The organism is Streptomyces sp. NPDC052101, assembly GCF_040680235.1.
In the GTDB taxonomy this organism is placed as follows: Bacteria; Actinomycetota; Actinomycetes; order Streptomycetales; family Streptomycetaceae; genus Streptomyces.
This window is the reverse complement of the sequence record NZ_JBFAWH010000005.1, coordinates 232,772-249,293: the sequence shown is the minus strand read 5'-3', so window position 1 is coordinate 249,293 and position 16,522 is coordinate 232,772. Positions and strand designations below refer to the sequence as shown.

16 protein-coding genes and 2 pseudogenes are annotated in these 16,522 nt (G+C 71.2%); 8 read left to right on the top strand and 10 right to left on the bottom strand.

Features of this window, described 5'->3' with window-relative positions; genetic code table 11:
- Nucleotides 1-5: 5 nt before the first annotated feature.
- The 5 genes from AB0L75_RS12905 to AB0L75_RS12885 all read right to left on the bottom strand — a co-directional run bounded on the left by AB0L75_RS12905 (nucleotide 6) and on the right by AB0L75_RS12885 (nucleotide 4,658).
- Nucleotides 6-1,067: an aminotransferase class V-fold PLP-dependent enzyme gene (locus AB0L75_RS12905; RefSeq protein ID WP_365179556.1), complete on the bottom strand. Its 1,062-nt coding sequence runs from the start codon at nucleotides 1,065-1,067 to the stop codon at nucleotides 6-8.
- A 95-nt stretch (nucleotides 1,068-1,162) separates the two neighbouring features.
- Nucleotides 1,163-1,876, bottom strand: coding sequence for a DsbA family oxidoreductase (locus AB0L75_RS12900; RefSeq protein ID WP_365179553.1), 714 nt, complete (start codon nucleotides 1,874-1,876; stop codon nucleotides 1,163-1,165).
- Between the two features lie 77 nt (nucleotides 1,877-1,953).
- The gene (locus AB0L75_RS12895; protein WP_365179550.1) at nucleotides 1,954-2,457 is read right to left on the bottom strand and encodes a GNAT family N-acetyltransferase; all 504 of its coding nucleotides are present in this window, start codon (nucleotides 2,455-2,457) and stop codon (nucleotides 1,954-1,956) included.
- Between the two features lie 69 nt (nucleotides 2,458-2,526).
- Nucleotides 2,527-3,129 carry a DUF1349 domain-containing protein gene (locus AB0L75_RS12890; protein WP_365179547.1) on the bottom strand — a complete coding sequence of 201 codons (603 nt, stop codon included), beginning with the start codon at nucleotides 3,127-3,129 and terminating at the stop codon, nucleotides 2,527-2,529.
- The gene (locus AB0L75_RS12885; protein ID WP_365179544.1) at nucleotides 3,129-4,658 is read right to left on the bottom strand and encodes an aldehyde dehydrogenase (NADP(+)); all 1,530 of its coding nucleotides are present in this window, start codon (nucleotides 4,656-4,658) and stop codon (nucleotides 3,129-3,131) included. Before AB0L75_RS12885 ends, AB0L75_RS12890 begins: the two co-directional genes overlap by 1 nt.
- Nucleotides 4,659-4,779: 121 nt before the next feature.
- Between AB0L75_RS12885 and AB0L75_RS12880 the strand changes: the two genes are divergently transcribed.
- The 7 genes from AB0L75_RS12880 (at nucleotide 4,780) to AB0L75_RS12850 (ending at nucleotide 11,249) form a co-directional block, all read left to right on the top strand.
- Entirely contained in the window at nucleotides 4,780-5,553 is a 774-nt protein-coding gene (locus AB0L75_RS12880) for an IclR family transcriptional regulator (RefSeq protein WP_365179541.1), read from the top strand.
- Between the two features lie 50 nt (nucleotides 5,554-5,603).
- Nucleotides 5,604-6,074 (top strand): GNAT family N-acetyltransferase, encoded by a 471-nt coding sequence (locus tag AB0L75_RS12875; RefSeq protein ID WP_365179538.1) that lies wholly within the window; start codon nucleotides 5,604-5,606, stop codon nucleotides 6,072-6,074.
- A 181-nt stretch (nucleotides 6,075-6,255) separates the two neighbouring features.
- A complete protein-coding gene (locus tag AB0L75_RS12870; RefSeq protein WP_365179535.1) occupies nucleotides 6,256-7,545 on the top strand; it encodes a histidine kinase in 1,290 nt (429 codons plus the stop codon).
- Nucleotides 7,542-8,201, top strand: coding sequence for a response regulator transcription factor (locus tag AB0L75_RS12865; RefSeq protein WP_365179532.1), 660 nt, complete (start codon nucleotides 7,542-7,544; stop codon nucleotides 8,199-8,201). The genes AB0L75_RS12870 and AB0L75_RS12865 overlap by 4 nt, the downstream gene beginning before the upstream one ends.
- Nucleotides 8,202-8,255: 54 nt before the next feature.
- Nucleotides 8,256-9,710, top strand: a complete 1,455-nt coding sequence (locus AB0L75_RS12860; RefSeq protein WP_365179529.1) for a penicillin-binding transpeptidase domain-containing protein — start codon at nucleotides 8,256-8,258, stop codon at nucleotides 9,708-9,710.
- A 121-nt stretch (nucleotides 9,711-9,831) separates the two neighbouring features.
- Complete coding sequence (locus AB0L75_RS12855) at nucleotides 9,832-10,401, top strand: SigE family RNA polymerase sigma factor (protein WP_365179526.1); 570 nt, start codon at nucleotides 9,832-9,834, stop codon at nucleotides 10,399-10,401.
- Nucleotides 10,398-11,249: a hypothetical protein gene (locus tag AB0L75_RS12850; RefSeq protein ID WP_365179523.1), complete on the top strand. Its 852-nt coding sequence runs from the start codon at nucleotides 10,398-10,400 to the stop codon at nucleotides 11,247-11,249. The genes AB0L75_RS12855 and AB0L75_RS12850 overlap by 4 nt, the downstream gene beginning before the upstream one ends.
- Before the next feature lie 5 nt (nucleotides 11,250-11,254).
- Here AB0L75_RS12850 and AB0L75_RS12845 read toward each other — a convergent pair.
- Nucleotides 11,255-11,377, bottom strand: a pseudogene (locus AB0L75_RS12845) (pectate lyase); the annotation flags it as partial.
- A gap of 237 nt (nucleotides 11,378-11,614) precedes the next feature.
- Complete coding sequence (locus tag AB0L75_RS12840; protein ID WP_365179520.1) at nucleotides 11,615-12,412, bottom strand: HAD family acid phosphatase; 798 nt, start codon at nucleotides 12,410-12,412, stop codon at nucleotides 11,615-11,617.
- 310 nt (nucleotides 12,413-12,722) lie between these two features.
- On the opposite strand from AB0L75_RS12840, the pseudogene AB0L75_RS12835 reads away from it, so the two are divergent.
- Nucleotides 12,723-12,917: pseudogene (locus tag AB0L75_RS12835) on the top strand (hypothetical protein); the annotation flags it as partial.
- 144 nt (nucleotides 12,918-13,061) lie between these two features.
- Here AB0L75_RS12835 and AB0L75_RS12830 read toward each other — a convergent pair.
- The 3 genes from AB0L75_RS12830 to AB0L75_RS12820 form a co-directional block, all read right to left on the bottom strand.
- On the bottom strand, nucleotides 13,062-14,378 hold the full coding sequence (locus AB0L75_RS12830; RefSeq protein ID WP_365179517.1) for a pectate lyase: 1,317 nt from the start codon (nucleotides 14,376-14,378) through the stop codon (nucleotides 13,062-13,064).
- 93 nt (nucleotides 14,379-14,471) lie between these two features.
- Nucleotides 14,472-15,155 (bottom strand): rhamnogalacturonan acetylesterase, encoded by a 684-nt coding sequence (locus tag AB0L75_RS12825; protein WP_365179514.1) that lies wholly within the window; start codon nucleotides 15,153-15,155, stop codon nucleotides 14,472-14,474.
- Entirely contained in the window at nucleotides 15,155-16,492 is a 1,338-nt protein-coding gene (locus tag AB0L75_RS12820) for a sugar ABC transporter substrate-binding protein (RefSeq protein ID WP_365179511.1), read from the bottom strand. Before AB0L75_RS12820 ends, AB0L75_RS12825 begins: the two co-directional genes overlap by 1 nt.
- Between the last annotated feature and the right edge of the window lie 30 nt (nucleotides 16,493-16,522).

The following is a 16,522-nucleotide window of genomic DNA, read 5'->3' as shown; positions in this document are numbered from 1 at the left end:
CGGGGTCAGCCGGCCAGGGCGTTCAGCAGGTGGTCCACGTCCGCTTCGGTGTTGTACAGGTGGAAGGCGGCACGGAGGTTCCCCGCGCGGTCCGAGGCCTCGATGCCTGCCCGGCTCAACTCCGGCTGGCGGACGCCGAGTCCGGGGACGGAGACGATGGCCGAGCCGGGGGCCGGCACCGGCTCGTGGCCGAGGGTGGCGAGGCCGGCCCGGAACCGGTCGGCGAGGCGCACGGCGTGGCCGCGCAGGGCGGACACCCCGATCTCCTGGAGCAGTTCGAGGGAGCTGCGCAGTCCGGCGTAGGTGAACAGGGCGTGGGTGAGGTCGAACCGCCGTGCGGAGTGGGCGAGTTCGGCCACCGGGCCGTAGCAGCTGTCCCACGGCGCCTCGCCCGCGACCCAGCCCGCGAGCAGCGGGGTGAGCCCGCCGAAGTCCTCGGGGACGGTGAGGAAGGCGGCGCCGTGCGGGCCGAGCAGCCACTTGAAGGAGACGGTGGCGGTGAAGTCGTACTGTGCGGCGTCGATCGGGAGCCAGCCGACGGCCTGGGAGAAGTCGACATAGGTGCGGGCGCCGTGTGCGCGGGCGGCCTCGCGCAGGGCGGGCAGGTCGGCGAGCCGCCCGTCGGCGGACTGGGTGGCGCTGACCGCCACGAGCGCGGTGCCCGGGCGGACGGACTCGGCGAGCCGCTCCAGCGGGACGGTGCGCACCTTGAGGTCGCCGCGGACGTGGAACGGGTTCAGTACGGAGGTGAAGTCGTCCTCGGCGGTGAGGACTTCGGCGCCCGCGGGCAGCGAGAGGGCGATGACGCCGGTGTGCGCGGCGACCGAGGCGCCCGCCGCGACCCGGCCGGCCGGGACGCCGGCGAGCCGGGCGTACAGCTCCCGGCAGATCTCCACGTTCTCGTGGAGCGGGAGCAGTGGGCGGCCCTCGGCCCGCATCAGCGCCGCCTCGTGCAGGGCGGCGACGGCGCGCGCGGGCAGCAGGCCGTTGCTCGCGGTGTTGAAGTAGCTGGTCCTCGGGGTGAACTCGGCGCGGACGAGGCTGTCGAACGTCTCCGTGGTGTCCATGGGACCACTCTGCGTCCCAGGGAACTACCCGTCCATTGCGAATTTTTACGTGGTTGGTCTTAGGAACGCTTATACGACCGCCCCGGCCTGCGGTTTCAGCCCTGCTGCGGCACCGCGCACCCGTCGGGTCCGCAGGCGTCACCCTGCTCGACCAGCGTCAGCGGGGCGCGCTCGCCCCAGGCCTCGGTCAGTGCCCGGGCGAAGACCTCGGCGGGCTGGGCGCCGGAGACGCCGTACTTGCGGTCGAGGACGAAGAACGGCACACCGGTCGCGCCGAGCTGCGCGGCCTCGGCCTCGTCGGCGCGGACCTCGTCGGCGTAGCGGGAGGGGTCGGCGAGCACCGCGCGGACGGCCTCGGCGTCCAGTCCGGCCTCGACGGCCAGCTCGACGAGCCGCTCGTCGCCCTCGGTGAACACGGACCGCTCCTCGGCGAAGTTCGCCCGGTACAGGATCTGGATCAGCGCGTCCTGCCGGCCCTGCTCCTTGGCGAAGTGCAGCAGGCGGTGCATGTCGAAGGTGTTGCCGTGGTCACGGCCCCGGGTGCGGTAGTCCAGACCCTCGGCGGCGGCCTGGGCGCCCAGGTTGTCCTCGCCGGCCTCGGCCTGCGCCTCGCTCATGCCGTACTTCCTGGTGAGCATGGTGATCACCGGCTGGACGTCGCCCTTGGCGCGGCCCGGGTCCAGCTCGAAGGAGCGGTGCACCACCTCGATGTCGTCGCGGTGCGGGAAGGCGGCGAGCGCCTTGTCGAAACGCGCTTTTCCGACATAGCACCAGGGGCACGCGATATCGGTCCAAATTTCGACGCGCATGTTTTCGGCTCTCTCCGGGTCTTACGGGCACGAAGACTCTCTCCGCGACCAGTACGTGAACGTTCAAACAGCCGCGTTCATTCCCCGGGCACGCGGTAGCGCAGGAAGAGGTGGTGGTCCCCCTCGGCCGGCGGGTTCTCCGGGTCGGGGACCCAGCCCTGGCGGGCGTAGAAGCCCTGGGCGCGCCGGTTGTCCACATGCACGTCGAGCACGGCCGTCCGCTTGCCGTCGGCCTGCCACTCCTCCACGCAGGCCGCGTGCAGGGCCGTACCGATGCCGGAGCGCCAGCGGTCGGGGTCGACGTGGAACTGGAACAGCTTGACCGTTTCCGCGGGTGCGCCGTCCGGGGTACGGAAGGAGGCGATCCCGGCGATCCGGCCCCGCTCGACGGCGCACAGCACATGGCCGTCGGGGCGCGCGATGGAGCCGCGCCAGGCCTCGTACCAGTCGAAGTCGGACGGGGGGACGCCGTCCGGGTAGTACGTCGAACGGGCGCGGAAGTGCAGATCGGCGATGGTCTCGGTCTCTGCGGGCAGGGCGGTGCGGATCATCAGACCGCCGGTCACGCGTTCATTGATCATGCAACGGAGGACGTGACCGCCTGCTGCCCGGTTCCGGGGCGGCAAAGGGAGTCGGCGGTGCCGCCCCCCTCAGCTTCCGTCTCGCAGGTCGGCCGGCCAATCGGTCCTGAACCGGATGCGATCGTAGGTCACCACGCACCCCTCCCCCAGCGGCGACTGGGCCATGAAGCCGACCAGCGCCGCACCGGTCTCCTGCTCGTCGCCGAGGGTGAACAGCCGGACGAAGGTCCACCGATCGCCGTCCCGCGAGGCGTGGAAGGCGAAGGCCCGCCCGGTCCGGCTGATCCGCAGCCACACCGAACTCCCCTCCACCGTGAAGGAGTTGCAGTCGTCGGAGTGCCCCCGGGTGACCACCGTGCAGACGGTGGGCACGTCCGGGGAGTACTCCAGGCACAGCTTGGCCCAGGCCCGGTCACCGACGTGGACGTACAGCACGCCCGCGTCGAAGGCCGCGCGGAACCCGACGGTGACCCGGGCGATCAGCTGGAAGTCCCCGTCCGGCGCGCCCAGCAGCCGGGGCGCGTCACCGGCGGGGTCCAGGGCCTCCCCGGTGGGTGTGACGAACCGGTCCTGCCGTGGCCCGGCCCACCCGGTCAGCACTCCGTCCTCGTAGGACCAGTGCCCGTCGGGCCCGTGGGTGCGCAGCGGGAAGGGGATCCCGGGGAGTTCCACTACCGCTCCAGAACCCCGTTGAACCGCCGGGGAAGCCCCAGGGCGTTCTCGTCGCGGAGTTCCTGGGGCAGCAGAGCGGCGGGCGCGTTCTGGTACGCCACCGGCCGCAGCCACCGCTCGATGGCCGTACCGCCCACGGACGTCGAGGTGGAGGTCGTCGCCGGGTAGGGCCCCCCGTGGTGCTGCGCGGGCGCCACCGCGACACCCGTCGGCCACGCGTTCACGACCACACGCCCGGCGAGCGGCGTCAGCTCGGCGAGGAGTTCCGGGCCCCGGCCTTCACCGGCCGCCTCCTCGGCCGACAGCTGGACGGTCGCCGTGAGGTTGCCCGGCAGCCGGGACAGCACCGCCGCGGCCTCCCCCTCGTCCTCGTAGCGGGCCACCACGGTGACAGGCCCGAAGCACTCCTCCAGGAGCTGGTCGTACGGCGCCTCCTCGGCCAGCCTGCTCGCCGGCACGGTGAGGAACCCGGCGCTGACGGTGTGCGCGCCGCCCGCACCCGGGGTGACCGGGGAGTCCACCTCGGGCAGCCGCGCGCGCTCGGCCACGCCCGCGATGAAGTTGTCCCGCATCCGGTGGTCGAGCAACACCCCGGACTCGGTGCTGCTCACCGCGTCCGTCAGGGCCTTGACCAGCCCGTCCCCCGCCGCGCCGGACGGCACCAGCACCAGCCCGGGCTTCACGCAGAACTGCCCGACGCCGAGCGTCATGGACCCGGCGAGCCCGACGCCGATCGTCTCGCCGCGCTCGGCGGCGGCGGCCTCGGTCACCAGGACCGGGTTCAGCGAGCCCAGCTCGCCATGGAACGGAATCGGCACCGGGCGTGCCGCGGCCGCGTCGAAGAGCGCCCGCCCGCCGCGTACCGAACCGGTGAAGCCGGCGGCGGCGACCCGGGGGTGCCGGATCAGCTCGACGCCCGCCTCGAAGCCGTGCACGAGGCCGATGACACCCTCGGGGATGCCGTGCTCGGCGGCGGCCCGGCGCAGCACCTTGGCGACCAGCTCGGACAGGGCCGGGTGGTCGGGGTGGGCCTTGACGACGACAGGGCAGCCCGCGGCGAGCGCGCTCGCGGTGTCGCCGCCCGCGACGGAGAAGGCGAAGGGGAAGTTGGAGGCGGAGTAGACGGCGACGACGCCGAGCGGCACCTTGTAGCGGCGCAGGTCCGGGATGGGCGGGGTCGCGGTGTCGTCGGGGTGGTTGATGATGACGTCGAGGAAGGCACCCTCGTCGACGATGTCGGCGAAGGCCCGCAACTGGTAGCCGGTCCGGGCGAGTTCGCCGGTCAGCCGGACGGGGCCGAGGGCGGTCTCGGCGTCGGCCGTCTCGATCAGGCCGTCCCTCGCCGCGTCGAGGGCCGCGGCGGCCGAGCGCAGGAAGGCGGAGCGCACGGCGCGGTCGGCGAGGGCGCCGCGGGCGGCGTACGCCGCTTCGACCGCGGCGTCCACCTCCTGGACCGTGGCCTCCACCGCAACCTGTTCACGCTGCTTCCCGGTGCGCGGGTCGACACTCCACACTGGTGCTGCTGCCACCACGGGTCCCTCCACGTATGTCTGGGTCAGTCACCAGGATCGTTCGATATACTGAACGCCGTCTCTGATGATGAATATGCTGTTGGAGACTATTTCCCGTCGAACGAAGGGGTCAAGGGCGATGTCGGCAGGCGACGCAGGCGGCGGGGCGCAGGTCAAGTCCGCGGTACGGACCGTTGAACTGCTGGAGTACTTCGCGGGCCGGCCCGGTATGCACTCCCTCGCGGCCGTACAGGAGGCCGTCGGCTACCCCAAGTCCAGCCTGTACATGCTGCTGCGCACCCTCGTGGAGCTGGGCTGGGTGGAGACGGACGCGACGGGCACGCGGTACGGCATCGGGGTGCGGGCGCTGCTCGTGGGCACGTCGTACATCGACGGCGACGAGGTGGTGACCGCGGCCAGGCCGACCCTGGACCGGCTCTCCGACGACACCACGGAGACCATCCACCTGGCCCGGCTCGACGGCACCAACGTCGTCTATCTGGCCACCCGCCAGTCCCAGCACTATCTGCGGCCCTTCACCCGGGTGGGGCGCCGGCTGCCGGCCCACTCCACCTCCCTCGGCAAGGCGATCCTCGCCACGTACGGCGACGAGCAGGTGCGCAAGCTGCTGCCGGAGACCCTGCCCGCGCTCACCGAGCACACCATCACCGACCGGGAGAAGCTCATCGAGGAGCTGCACCAGGTACGGGAGCAGGGCTTCGCGGTCGACCGCGAGGAGAACACGCTGGGCCTGCGCTGCTTCGGCGTGGCGATCCCGTACCGCACCCCGGCCCGGGACGCGATCAGTTGCTCGGTGCCGGTGGCCCGGCTGACGCCCGCCCACGAGCAGATGATCAAGGACGCGCTGTTCGACGCGCGCGACCGGCTGACGCTGGCGACGCGCAGGCTCTGAGCGCGGGCGGTCATGGGCCCGGTGCCCGTGCCGTCGTAGGCTCAGGCCTCATGGAGATCGCGCTGCGTGTCGTTCAGGACAGTGATCTGCCGCTGTTCTTCCGGCAGATGACGGACCCGGAGGCGCTTCGCATGGCCGCGTTCGGACCGCCGGATCCGGTCGACCGGGACGCCTTCGACGCCCAGTGGAAACGCATCCGCGCCTCCTGCGACGTGCCGCGCACGGTGCTCGCCGACGGGCGGGTGGTGGGCAGCGCCGCGGTCTACGGGGAGCCGGGCGAGCGCGAGGTGACGTACTGGATCGACCGCGCGTACTGGGGGCGCGGAGTCGCCACGGCGGCCCTGCGGGCCCTGCTCGCCGAGGTGCCCGAGCGCCCGCTGTACGCACGGGCGGCGGCCGACAACGCCGCCTCGCTGCGGGTGCTGGACAAGTGCGGCTTCCGCGTGACGGCCCGGGCCCGGGGGTACGCGAACGGGCGGGGACGGGAGATCGACGAGGTCGTGCTCGTCCTGGACGCCTGAGCGCCTCCCCCGTGCGGCGGAGCGGGATCCTCGCGCCGTACGAGGCGAACCCGCCGCTCGGCCGGGAGCCTTGGCGCATGACGACCCCACGGCTCGCCTACGCTGGGCGGATGACCGTCCGCTTGATCATGGTGACCGGCACCGGCCGCTTCCTCGCGGACCGGTCCGGCAAGGCCGCGCGATGACCCGGGTGTTGGGCCTGCTGCTCGGCAGGCGGGCGCGGCGCCGCTGGGTGCATCTGATCCTCGGCGGCGCGCTCTCCATGCCGTACCTCCTCGTCGGCTCGGTGATCGTCACGCCGCTCAGCGGCGTGACCGATGTCTTCACCTCGCTTCCGCTGCAACTCCTCGCGTTCGCCATCGGGTTGCCGATCGCCGCGCTCACCTCCCTGTTCCCGCTGACCCGGCCGCTGGAGTCGGGCGCCGCGCGCGCTCTGTGCGGGATCGACGGGGACGCCCTGGCCCACGGCCCGGCCCGCACCCGGGCCGCGCGGGCGCGTACGGCGGCCTGGTACACGCTGCATCTGGGGTTCGGCGGGATCTTGTCGGGCATGACGCTGGGCGTGGTGCCGCTCGCGGGGACGCTGATCGCCCTGCCCCTGTTCGCCGGGCTGCGCGACCCCCGGACGGGCTTTCCCGAAAGCTTCGACCGCCCCTGGGTGGTCGCGCTGTCCCCGCCGGCGGGCCTCGCCATGCTGCTTCTGCTCGCCGCGTGCACCGCCGGCTGCGGGGCGCTGCTGGCCCGCTGGGCACCGGCGCTGCTCGGGCCCACGCCGGCCGACCGGCTGGCCGCCGCCGAGGCCCGCGCCGCCGACCTCGCCGTACGCAACCGGCTCGCCCGCGAGCTGCACGACTCCGTCGGCCACGCGCTGAGCGCCGTCACCCTTCAGGCGAGCGCGGCCCGCCGGCTCCTCGACAGCGACCCGGAGTTCGTCCGTGAGGCGCTCGCCGCCATCGAGGACACCACCCGGCGCACGGTCGGCGAACTCGACGCCGTGCTGGGCGTGTTGCGGGACGGGGACGCGCCGGGCACCGCACCCGCCCCGACCCTCGCGAGCGACCTGGACGGGCTGCTGCGCCGCACCCGGGCCGCCGGACAGCCCGTGACGGCCGCCGTGGGCCCCGACCTCGCCGCGCTGCCCCCGCTGGTCTCCCGGGAGGCGTACCGGATCGTGCAGGAGGGCCTGAGCAACGCCCTGAAGCACGCCGGTACACCGGTCGCGGTCCGCGTCGCCACCACCGGCGGCCATCTGGAGATCACCGTCGAGAACCCCCTGGGCACCGCCCGGGGTCCACGCCCCGGCGGCGGGCACGGCCTGCGGGGCGTCGCCGACCGGGTGCGGCTGCTCGGCGGCACCGCCGAGGCGGGACCCTCGGCGGACCTGTGGCGCCTGTCCGTACGACTGCCGCTGACCGGATCCGCGACCGCGACCGGCGCACGCACCCCACCGCTGCTGAAAGGACCCGCATGACCCAGCCCGCCATCCGGATCGTCCTCGCCGACGACGAGCGCATGGTCCGCACCGCCCTGCGCGCCATCCTCTCGGCCGAACCGGGCCTGGAGGTGGCCGGTGAGGCGACGACCGGCGCCGAGGCCGTGTCGGTGGTCCGGGAACTGCGGCCCGACGTCGTGCTCATGGACGTCCGCATGCCGGAGATCGACGGCATCCGGGCCACCGAGCAGATCAACGCCACCCTGGAGCCGCCGCCCCGGATCGTCGTCGTGACCACCTTCGAGAACGACTCCTACGTGTACGACGCCCTGCGCGCCGGCGCCGCCGGATTCCTGCTCAAGCGGACCGACGCCGACACCCTGGTGCAGGCGGTACGGCTGGTCGCGCGCACCGACAGCCTGCTGTTCCCGTCGGCCGTACGGGACCTCGCGGCCGAACACGGGCGCCGGGCGTCCGCTCCCCCCGCGTGGGTGAGCAGGCTCACAGGGCGCGAGAGCGAGGTACTGCGGCACATGGCCGCGGGCCTCACCAACGCCGAGATAGCCCGGCGCCTCGACGTCGGCCCCGCCACCGTGAAGTCGCACGTGGCGGCGGTGCTGGCCAAGACCGGCACCCGGGACCGCACCCAGGCGGTGATCGCCGCGTACGAGGCCGGCTTCCTGAACGCCCGATGAGAAAACGGGGCGTACGGGAACGTTCGCCCCCTTCTCGATCGTCTTCGGAGCGGGATGAACAAGACGATCAGGCGAGCGTCCGTCTTCGCGCTGCTGCTCGTGCTCGCTCTGCTGGTCAGGGCGACCTGGGTGCAGTTCTACGACGGCAAGGCCCTCGCGGACGACAACGACAACCGGCGGAACGCGATCCGGACGTACTCGGAGCCGCTGGGGAACATCATCGTGGCCGGGAACGCGATCACCGGCTCCGCAAGGACCAAGGGAGGTGACCTCGCGTACAAGCGGACGTACACGGACGGCAAGCTCTACGCGGCCGTGACGGGCTACGCCTCGCAGGCCTACGCCCCCACGCAGCTGGAGGGCGTCTACAAGGACCTGCTCAACGGCACGGACACCCGGCTGAAGACCGTGATGGACACGCTCACCGGCAAGCGCGCCGGTCCGGGCAATGTGCTCACCACGATCGACCCGGGCGTGCAGAAGGCGGGCTACCGCGCGCTCGGTGACACGAAGGGCGCGGCCGTGGCGATCGACCCGAAGACGGGCAAGATCCTCGCCGCGGTGTCCACGCCGTCGTACGACCCTTCCTCGCTCACGGACGCCAACACGGCCGGGGGCGCCTGGAAGCAGCTCAACGCGGACAAGGACAAGCCGCTCACCAACCGCGCGCTGCGCCAGCCGCTGCCGCCGGGCTCCACGTTCAAGCTGGTCGTGGCGGCCGCCGCGCTGGAGAACGGGCTGTACAAGAACGTGGACGACCCCACCGACAGTCCCGACCCGTACATCATGCCGGGCACCACGCGCCCGCTGGCCAACGAGAACAAGTCGGCGCCCTGCAAGAACGCCTCGATCCGCACCGCCCTGCGGTACTCCTGCAACAACGTCTTCGGCCATATGGCCGTCCAGCTCGGCCAGGACAAGGTGAAGGCCATGGCCGAGAAGTTCGGCTTCAACGACGACAAGCGGGACGTGCCGGTGCGGGCCTACGCCAGCGTGTACCCCTCCGGCATGGACAAGGCGCAGACCGCGCTGTCCGGCATCGGGCAGTTCGACGTCACCGCGACCCCACTGCAGATGGCCATGGTCTCCGCGGCCATAGCCAACGGCGGCAAGCTGGTCTCGCCGCACATGGTGTCGCAGATCACCGACAGCGGCGGTGATGTGCTGCAGAACTACGACGACAGCGCGGACAGCAAGGAGATCGTCAGCTCCTCCACCGCCGAGCAGCTGCAGTCGGCGATGGAGACCGTGGTCAAGGACGGCACGGGCACGAACGCGCTGATCGACGGGGCCACCGTCGGCGGCAAGACCGGCACCGCCCAGCACGGCGAGAACAACAGCAAGACGCCGTACGCCTGGTTCACGTCCTTCGCCAAGTCCGACAGCAACGGCAAGGAGGTCGCCGTCGCGGTGATGGTCGAGCAGTCGGACGCGGCACGGTCAGAGGTCAGCGGCAACGGTCTGGCGGCGCCGGTGGCCAAGGCGATGATGCAGGCCGCGCTGAAGTAAGGCGCGGCGTCCCTCACTTCACCCCGAGCAGCATTCAGGTTTTCTCGGTGTTACGGAATCGGGTTCGAACTGCCATACGCTGTCCGACACCCCGTACGAAAGCATCGAGAAGAGGTCACGCGTGGGCACAGTCGTCGACGACGCCGCCGCCGCGGAGTTCCATGCCTTCTTCGAACGGCATCACGCCGAACTCGCCCGCCTCGCCCACCTGTTGACCGGTGAGAGGGACGCCGCCGACGACCTGGCGGCGGACGCGCTGCTGGCCCTGTGGCACCGCTGGGACCGGGTGCGCGCGGCCGACCATCCGGTGGCGTACGCACGGGGTGTGGTCGCCAACCTGGCCCGCACCCGGATCCGCAGCGCGGTGCGCGAACGCCGGCGGATCGCGCTGTTCTGGTCGCACCGCGAGGAGAGGACCGAGAACCCGGACGTGGCCGGGGTGGTCGACGTCCAGGAGGCGCTGCGCAGACTGCCGTTCCGCAAACGGGCCTGCGTGGTGCTGCGGCACGCGTTCGACCTCTCGGAGAAGGACACCGCGCTGGCCCTCGGGGTGTCGGTGGGTACGGTTAAGAGCCAGACGTCCAAGGGCATGGCCGAACTGCAGCGGCTGCTCGGCCCCCAGGGTGATCCGCGGCGGGTGCACGTGGCGATGGCGGCCCGGGGCGGCGAGAGCGGAGGAAGGAACCGATGAGGCGGCAGGACGTGCACGACGAGCTGCGCGCCCGGCTGCACGAGGCGGCCGAGGCCCATGAACCCGACCGCGCGCGCATCCTGGCCCGCGTGGAACGCGGCATGGCCGCGCAGTCCCGCCCGGACCGCCGGGCCGAGCGTCGGCCGGTCCTCGGCTGGGCGCGGGTGGCCGGCGCCACCGCGGCGGTCGCCGGGGTGCTCGCGGTCGGCGGATACGCGGTGGCGTCCGCGGTCCGCGGCGACCGGCCCGCCCAGCAGACGGTCGCGGTCTCCCCGACACCCAGCCCGTCGCCCACCGCGACGACACCACCGCCGGCGCCCTCCGGCTCCGCCGGCCCGGCCCCCGGCACGGGCGCCACGCATCCCTCCCGCACCCCGGCTGCCACCCCGTCCCGGACCCCGCAGGCCTCCGGGCGGCCGCCCGTCGCCCACGGCGAGCAGGACGGCCCGCTGTGGTCGGACGGTTCGGTGGATCCGCACAGCAACGACTACTGGGCGCAGAGCAATCTGACGCTGAAGGCCTCCGGGCAACTGACCTCCCTCACGGTCGAGTTGAGGGTCGCGCAGACCGGCGGGGTCTCCTCGACGGGTGCCTGGCGCTCGCTGCCGGAGGGGGATTTCACGCAGACGGTCGAGGAGAGGGGCGGGTTCGTCGTCTACACGTGGACCCTCAAGGAGGGCCGTACCGTCCCGGCGGGCCAGTGGGTGTTCGCCGGGCAGTACAACCACCAGCGCGGCGGCCGCGACGCGAAGCGCGACAGCTACACGATCACCGGTGCCGCCGGGGGGCGTTCCTACACGGTGACCGGTGACTTCGCCGCCCATGCCGGCTCCGGCGGTGACTCATAGGCTCGGTCCATGGTCGCCCCGATGGTGCTCGACCCGGTCGTCAGAAACGTCGTGGCCGGCAGCGAACCGTCGAAGCCGCGCGCCCCGTACGCCGTTGTCGCGTCCATCGACTTGAAGGCAGGGGTGGCCGTGGGGTAGTAGGTGCCGCCGCGGACCTGGATGACGGTGCCGGCGGCGGTTTTCTTGACCGCGGACTCCAGCTGGGCGGTATGACGCGCTCCAGTCGCCACCGCGGCCGGAAGAGGTTGCCGCGCCCGCACGAGAAACGACCGTGGGCGTCCGATGTGGCCGGCCCCCGCCACGGCACGGTGCTGCCGGTGACGGGGGCCGGGTACGAGCGGCTGCTCAGGACGTACGGCTGGGAATCAGCCTACGAAGTACGTCGGGTTCGGGATCTTGTACGTGCGGCCGGTGTAGCCGCCGTCGAGGTCCGAGTACTGGTCGCCGAAGTCGGCGATGATCTTGTATCCGAGGTCGTCCTCGATGTGCTTGCGGGTGCCGGACTTGTACTGCACGGTCGTGCAGTTCCAGGCGCCCGGGGTGGCGCAGTCACTCAGATAGGCCGGCGGGTTGGCCTTGTCCTTGAGGAACATGTGGTCGGCGTCGAGGTTCACATCGGAGCCGACCTTCTTCAGGTTGGCGACGGCGGCGGCGCGCTGGGCCTCGCTCAGGCCGGAGTTGTAGAAGACCTCGACACCCTTGGACGCGGCGTACTGCACCAGCTCCGGGGTGCCGAAGACGGCCGGGCGGTCGGCGCGGTTCACGTAGTCGTTCCACGTGGTGGGGTTGAACGTGTAGTTGTAGCGCTTCTCGTAGTCGAGGCTGAGCAGCAGGGTGTCGTCGATGTCGAAGACGACGGCCGGCTTCTCGCCGTGCCGGTGCGCCTTGCGGGCCGCCCTGTCCATGTACCGCTTGGCGGCGGCGTCGATGTCGGCCAGGTCCTTGGCGTACGGGCTGTCCGGGGACGCCTGGTAGACGCCGTTGCTGTCGGCGGTCGTGCCGTAGTAGGTGTCGATGTCCTTCACCAACTGCCCCATGTTGTAGGGCTCGTGGGTGGAGTTCGCCGTCGACTGCCCGGCGCTGGCCGCACCGGCGCCGTACAGCGCGACACCGGCAAGTGCGCAGGCAGCACCGGCGGCGACGACTCTGTGGGACTTCCGCATGGATTCTCCGGATCTGGTGAATGAGAGTGATGTACCAGGTCAGAGACTGTCTACGCGCATAACACCTCGGTCTGCGAGGGCTGTTATCCGATTGATACACATTTCCTGCCGCCTGGGCGTTGCCCGCGCATGACCTTTGCGTGACTCACCCCTTGCCCCCAAGGGTCGGACCCACTTGCACGAACGGGGGTTCGCTGATGAGCGACGGCAAAGTCCCTGGCAAGGTGCTGGACATCAAGACCGCCGACCCGGCCGCACCAACGGCGCCGGGGAGACGCTGCGCTTCGCGAGGGACCCGCTCGGGCGGGTCGTGGAGCAGCGCTCGGACACAGGTGATGTCACGACGTTCGCCTACGGTCCCGAAGGCAGACTGTGCCGGGCGGCCAACGCGGACGCCGAGCTGGTCTATGAGCGGGACCGGCTCGGCAGGGTCCTGTCGGAGACCGTGAACGGCCGTACGACCACCCATGCCCACGACGCCGCCGGCCGCCGCACCCGACGGGTGACGCCTTCCGGACTGGCCCAGGAATCTGGAGGGCGTGCTCCTTCGGGATGCGGCTCTGAGCGGAGGAGAAAGGGCCGGGACGCGGACTCGGACTCGGATTCGCATCCGGACTCGGATTCGGTCCCGGCCAGGGACGGGGAGGGGTCAGCTCAGGTGCCCGGCGCCCGCGCAGTGGTCGACGATGCCGGGTACGGCCCGGGCCGGGTCGATCCTCGTGCGCAGAGTCGGTGTCCAGCCGGCGCCGGACTGCAGGATCTCGCCCGGCACCTGGGTGTTGTGGACGGCGATCAGGTCGGTCAGGACGCCGTTGACGTAGTTGTCGGCGGCGGTGAGCGGCGCTTCCTTCCACTTCTTCAGGATCGTGCCGGCCTTGACGCCGTCCGGCAGGGTGAACGCGTTGTGCTCGGCGACGATCTGGGACTCCATGCCGATGCCGTAGCTGTACACGTAGTCGTCGCCGCCCGCGACGAAGTGGTTGTTGTAGGAGTCCACCTTGCCGAAGCGGACGCGCGGGGCGCGCTCCAGCACGTTCCGGTACAGGTTGTGGTGCAGGGTGACCCTGAGGTGGCCGCGGTCGACGGCTGCCGTGGCGGCGCCGTCGCTGTTGCCGATGAGGGTCGTCTTGTCGTGGTCCTCGAAGACGTTCCAGGAGGCGGTGATGAGGTCGGAGCCCTTGACCATGTCCAGCTCGCCGTCGTGCTGTTCGTAGATCCGCCCGTAGTAGGACGGCAGGGAGCTGTCGGGGTGGGCGCCGTCGGTGAAGGTGTTGTGGTCCATCCACACGTGTGTGCCGCCGTAGACGGTCACGTCGTCGTACTCGGAGTTCCAGTTGCCGACGGCGGTGTCGGTCGGGTCCCACTGCGGGAAGCAGTCGAGGGCGCTCTCGAAGCGCAGATTGCGCACGATGACGTTGTCCACGCCCTTGATCATCAGGTTGGCGCCCGTGAACCCGGCGTCCTCGCCGATGCCGACGATCGTCGTGTTGGCCGGGACGTTCGCCTCGACGTACGCGGCCTGGGCGGCCGCGGAGGCGCGGCGCAGGCCCTCGGGGCTGTCGGCGGGCTCGTTGTCCAGGTTCCTGATGCGGCCCCACACCGCCGGGTCGTAGGTCTTCAGGTAGGTGGCGAAGTCGTAGCCGGGTACGGCGAACGAGGCACAGCCGGGCTCGTCGGCGTGGATGGTGCCCTGTACGCGGATGATCTTCGGCGCGCTGCCGCCGTCGGCCAGGGCCGCCTTGAACTGGTCCCAGGTGGTGACGGTGTACACATGCGCGGAGTCGGCAGCGGCACCGCCGGTCGTCCCCGTGCCGTACGCCGCCCAGCCGTCCTGCGCGGCCAGCACCTGCCGGTCGAGGCCGTCCCGGAGGCCGGGCCGCGCGGTGGCGGAGGTGGTGGCGGTGGAGGCGGTGGCGGAGGCGGTTCCGGTGACGGTGAGGACCAGGGCCGTGCAGCCCACCAGCATTGCTATGACACGTCCATGACACATCTGTGTACGCACTGTGCGGGTCTCCTCAAGGTGACGGGCAAGGTGACAGGCAAGGTGACAGGCGAGAGGTCAGGATTCCGGTGCGGGCGGCCAGGTGATCCAGGACACCGGGACGTCCTCGTGCAGCCGTACGACGTCGCGCCGCGCCAGTACCCGGGTGCGCAGCACCTCCTGCGCCACGAGCCGGGCCACGGCGATGGCGCCGGGCGGGTTGAAGTGCGTGTTGTCCTGCTCGGTGGCGGTCCAGTTGAAGTAGGTCTTCGTCTCCTCCACCCCGAGGCGCTGCCACAGCGCGAGCGACAGCGCCTCGATGTCGAGCAGTGCGACGCCCTCCTGCCGGGCGAGCGCCCGCATGGCCGCGGGATAGTCGCCGTGGGTGGGCAGGGCGTTGCCGTCGGCGTCGAACCGGCGGCGCTCGACCGGGGTGGCGAGGACGGGCCGGGCGCCATGGGCCCGGGCGCCCTCGATGTACAGCCGCAGACAGTCCTGGTACGTCGTCCACGGCTCGGTGTAGCGGGTGGGGTCGCCGGCCTTCTCGTCGTTGTGCGCGAACTGGACGAGCAGGAGATCGCCGGGGCGGATGACGGAGAGGACGGCGCCGAGCCGGCCCTCGTCGATGAAACTCTTCGAACTCCGGCCGTTCACGGCGTGGTTGGCGACTGGCACGTCCTTCCGGAGGAAGAAGGGGAGGGCCGTTCCCCATCCTGTCTCGGGGGATTCGCCGGACGTCACCCGTCTGCGCGTCAGGGGCATCAGTGGTTCTTCTTCCAGTCCGCCTGCGCCTTGTTCAGCTGGTCGGCGAGGGTGTCCAGGAACTGCTTCGCGCTCGCCTTCCCCAGCAGCAGCTTCTGGAAGGCGGGCTCGTTGTCGGACTTGGAGATCGTGTTCCAGTCGGGCAGGTAGTACGGCAACTGCACGATCTTCGTGTCCGCCCCGTTCAGCGCCTGAGCGGCGAGTTTCGTGGGCTCGGCCGACTGGACCCAGGCGTCCTTCGCGGCGTCCGTGTTCGCCGGCACCTGCCCCGCCGACCGGTTGAACCTGGAGTTCTCCGGGGCGGAGACGGCGAACTCGATGAACTTCCAGGCGGCGGCCTTGTTCTCGCTGGACCTGAACAGGCTCAGCCCGTCCACCGGGTTGGACACCTGCACCCGGGTGCCGTCGTCCCGCGTGGGGTTCGGAATGCCCCGGAACCTGTCCTTGCCCAGTGCCTTCACATGGTCCTGGTAGGAACCCAGGTTGTGGCTCAGCATGCCGATCGTGCCGCTGTCCCACTGGGCGACCATCTTCGTGAAGTCGTTGTTGACGTCGGCGGACGGGGTGTCCTTCTTGTAGAGCGCGACGTATTTCTCCAGCGCGGTGACGTTCCTGGGGTCGTTGACGGTGGTCCTGTCGCCGTTCCAGAAGGAGGTGATGCCGCTCTGCCCGTACACCGCGTCCAGCGCGGGCGCGATGGAGCCCTTGCCGCCCCGGATCGTGAACCCGAACGCGTTCCTGCCCTTGTCCGTCAGCTTGTCCGCCGCCGCGTAGAACTTCGACCAGGTCGTCGGCGCGTCCAGGCCCGCCTTCCGGAACAGGTCCGTCCGGTACCACAGCGTGCCGTTGTTCGCGGAGGTCGGCACCTGGTACAGCGTGTCACCGCCGCCGGCCGCCTTGCTGACGTCGATGAGATTCTGGCTCAGCTTCCCGTTCAGGGTGCTCTTCGCCAGCCGGGAGTCCAGCGGCTCCAGCGCGTTCTGGGCCGCGACCTCGGCGAGCATCGCGGTGCCCACACCGCCGACGTCGGGCAGACCGCCGCCCTGGATCGCGGTGTCGTATTTGGACTGGGCGCTCGCCGCCGGTATACCGACGTAGTCGACCTTGATGTCCGGGTACTTCTTCTCGAAGTCGGCGATGATCTGCTTCCAGATGTCGGTGCGGACACCGCCGTTGTCGTCCCAGAAGGTGATCGTGCCCTTCCCGGAGCCCTCGCCTCCCTTGTCGCCCGCGCTGCCGCTGCCGTCGTCGCCGCAGGCGGTGGCGGTCAGCGCGAGGACGGAACCCAGGGCGAGGGCCGTGATGGTGCGTCTGCTTCTGCGGATGCTGCTCTTCATACGTCGGCTCTTTTCTTCTCAGGACACTGC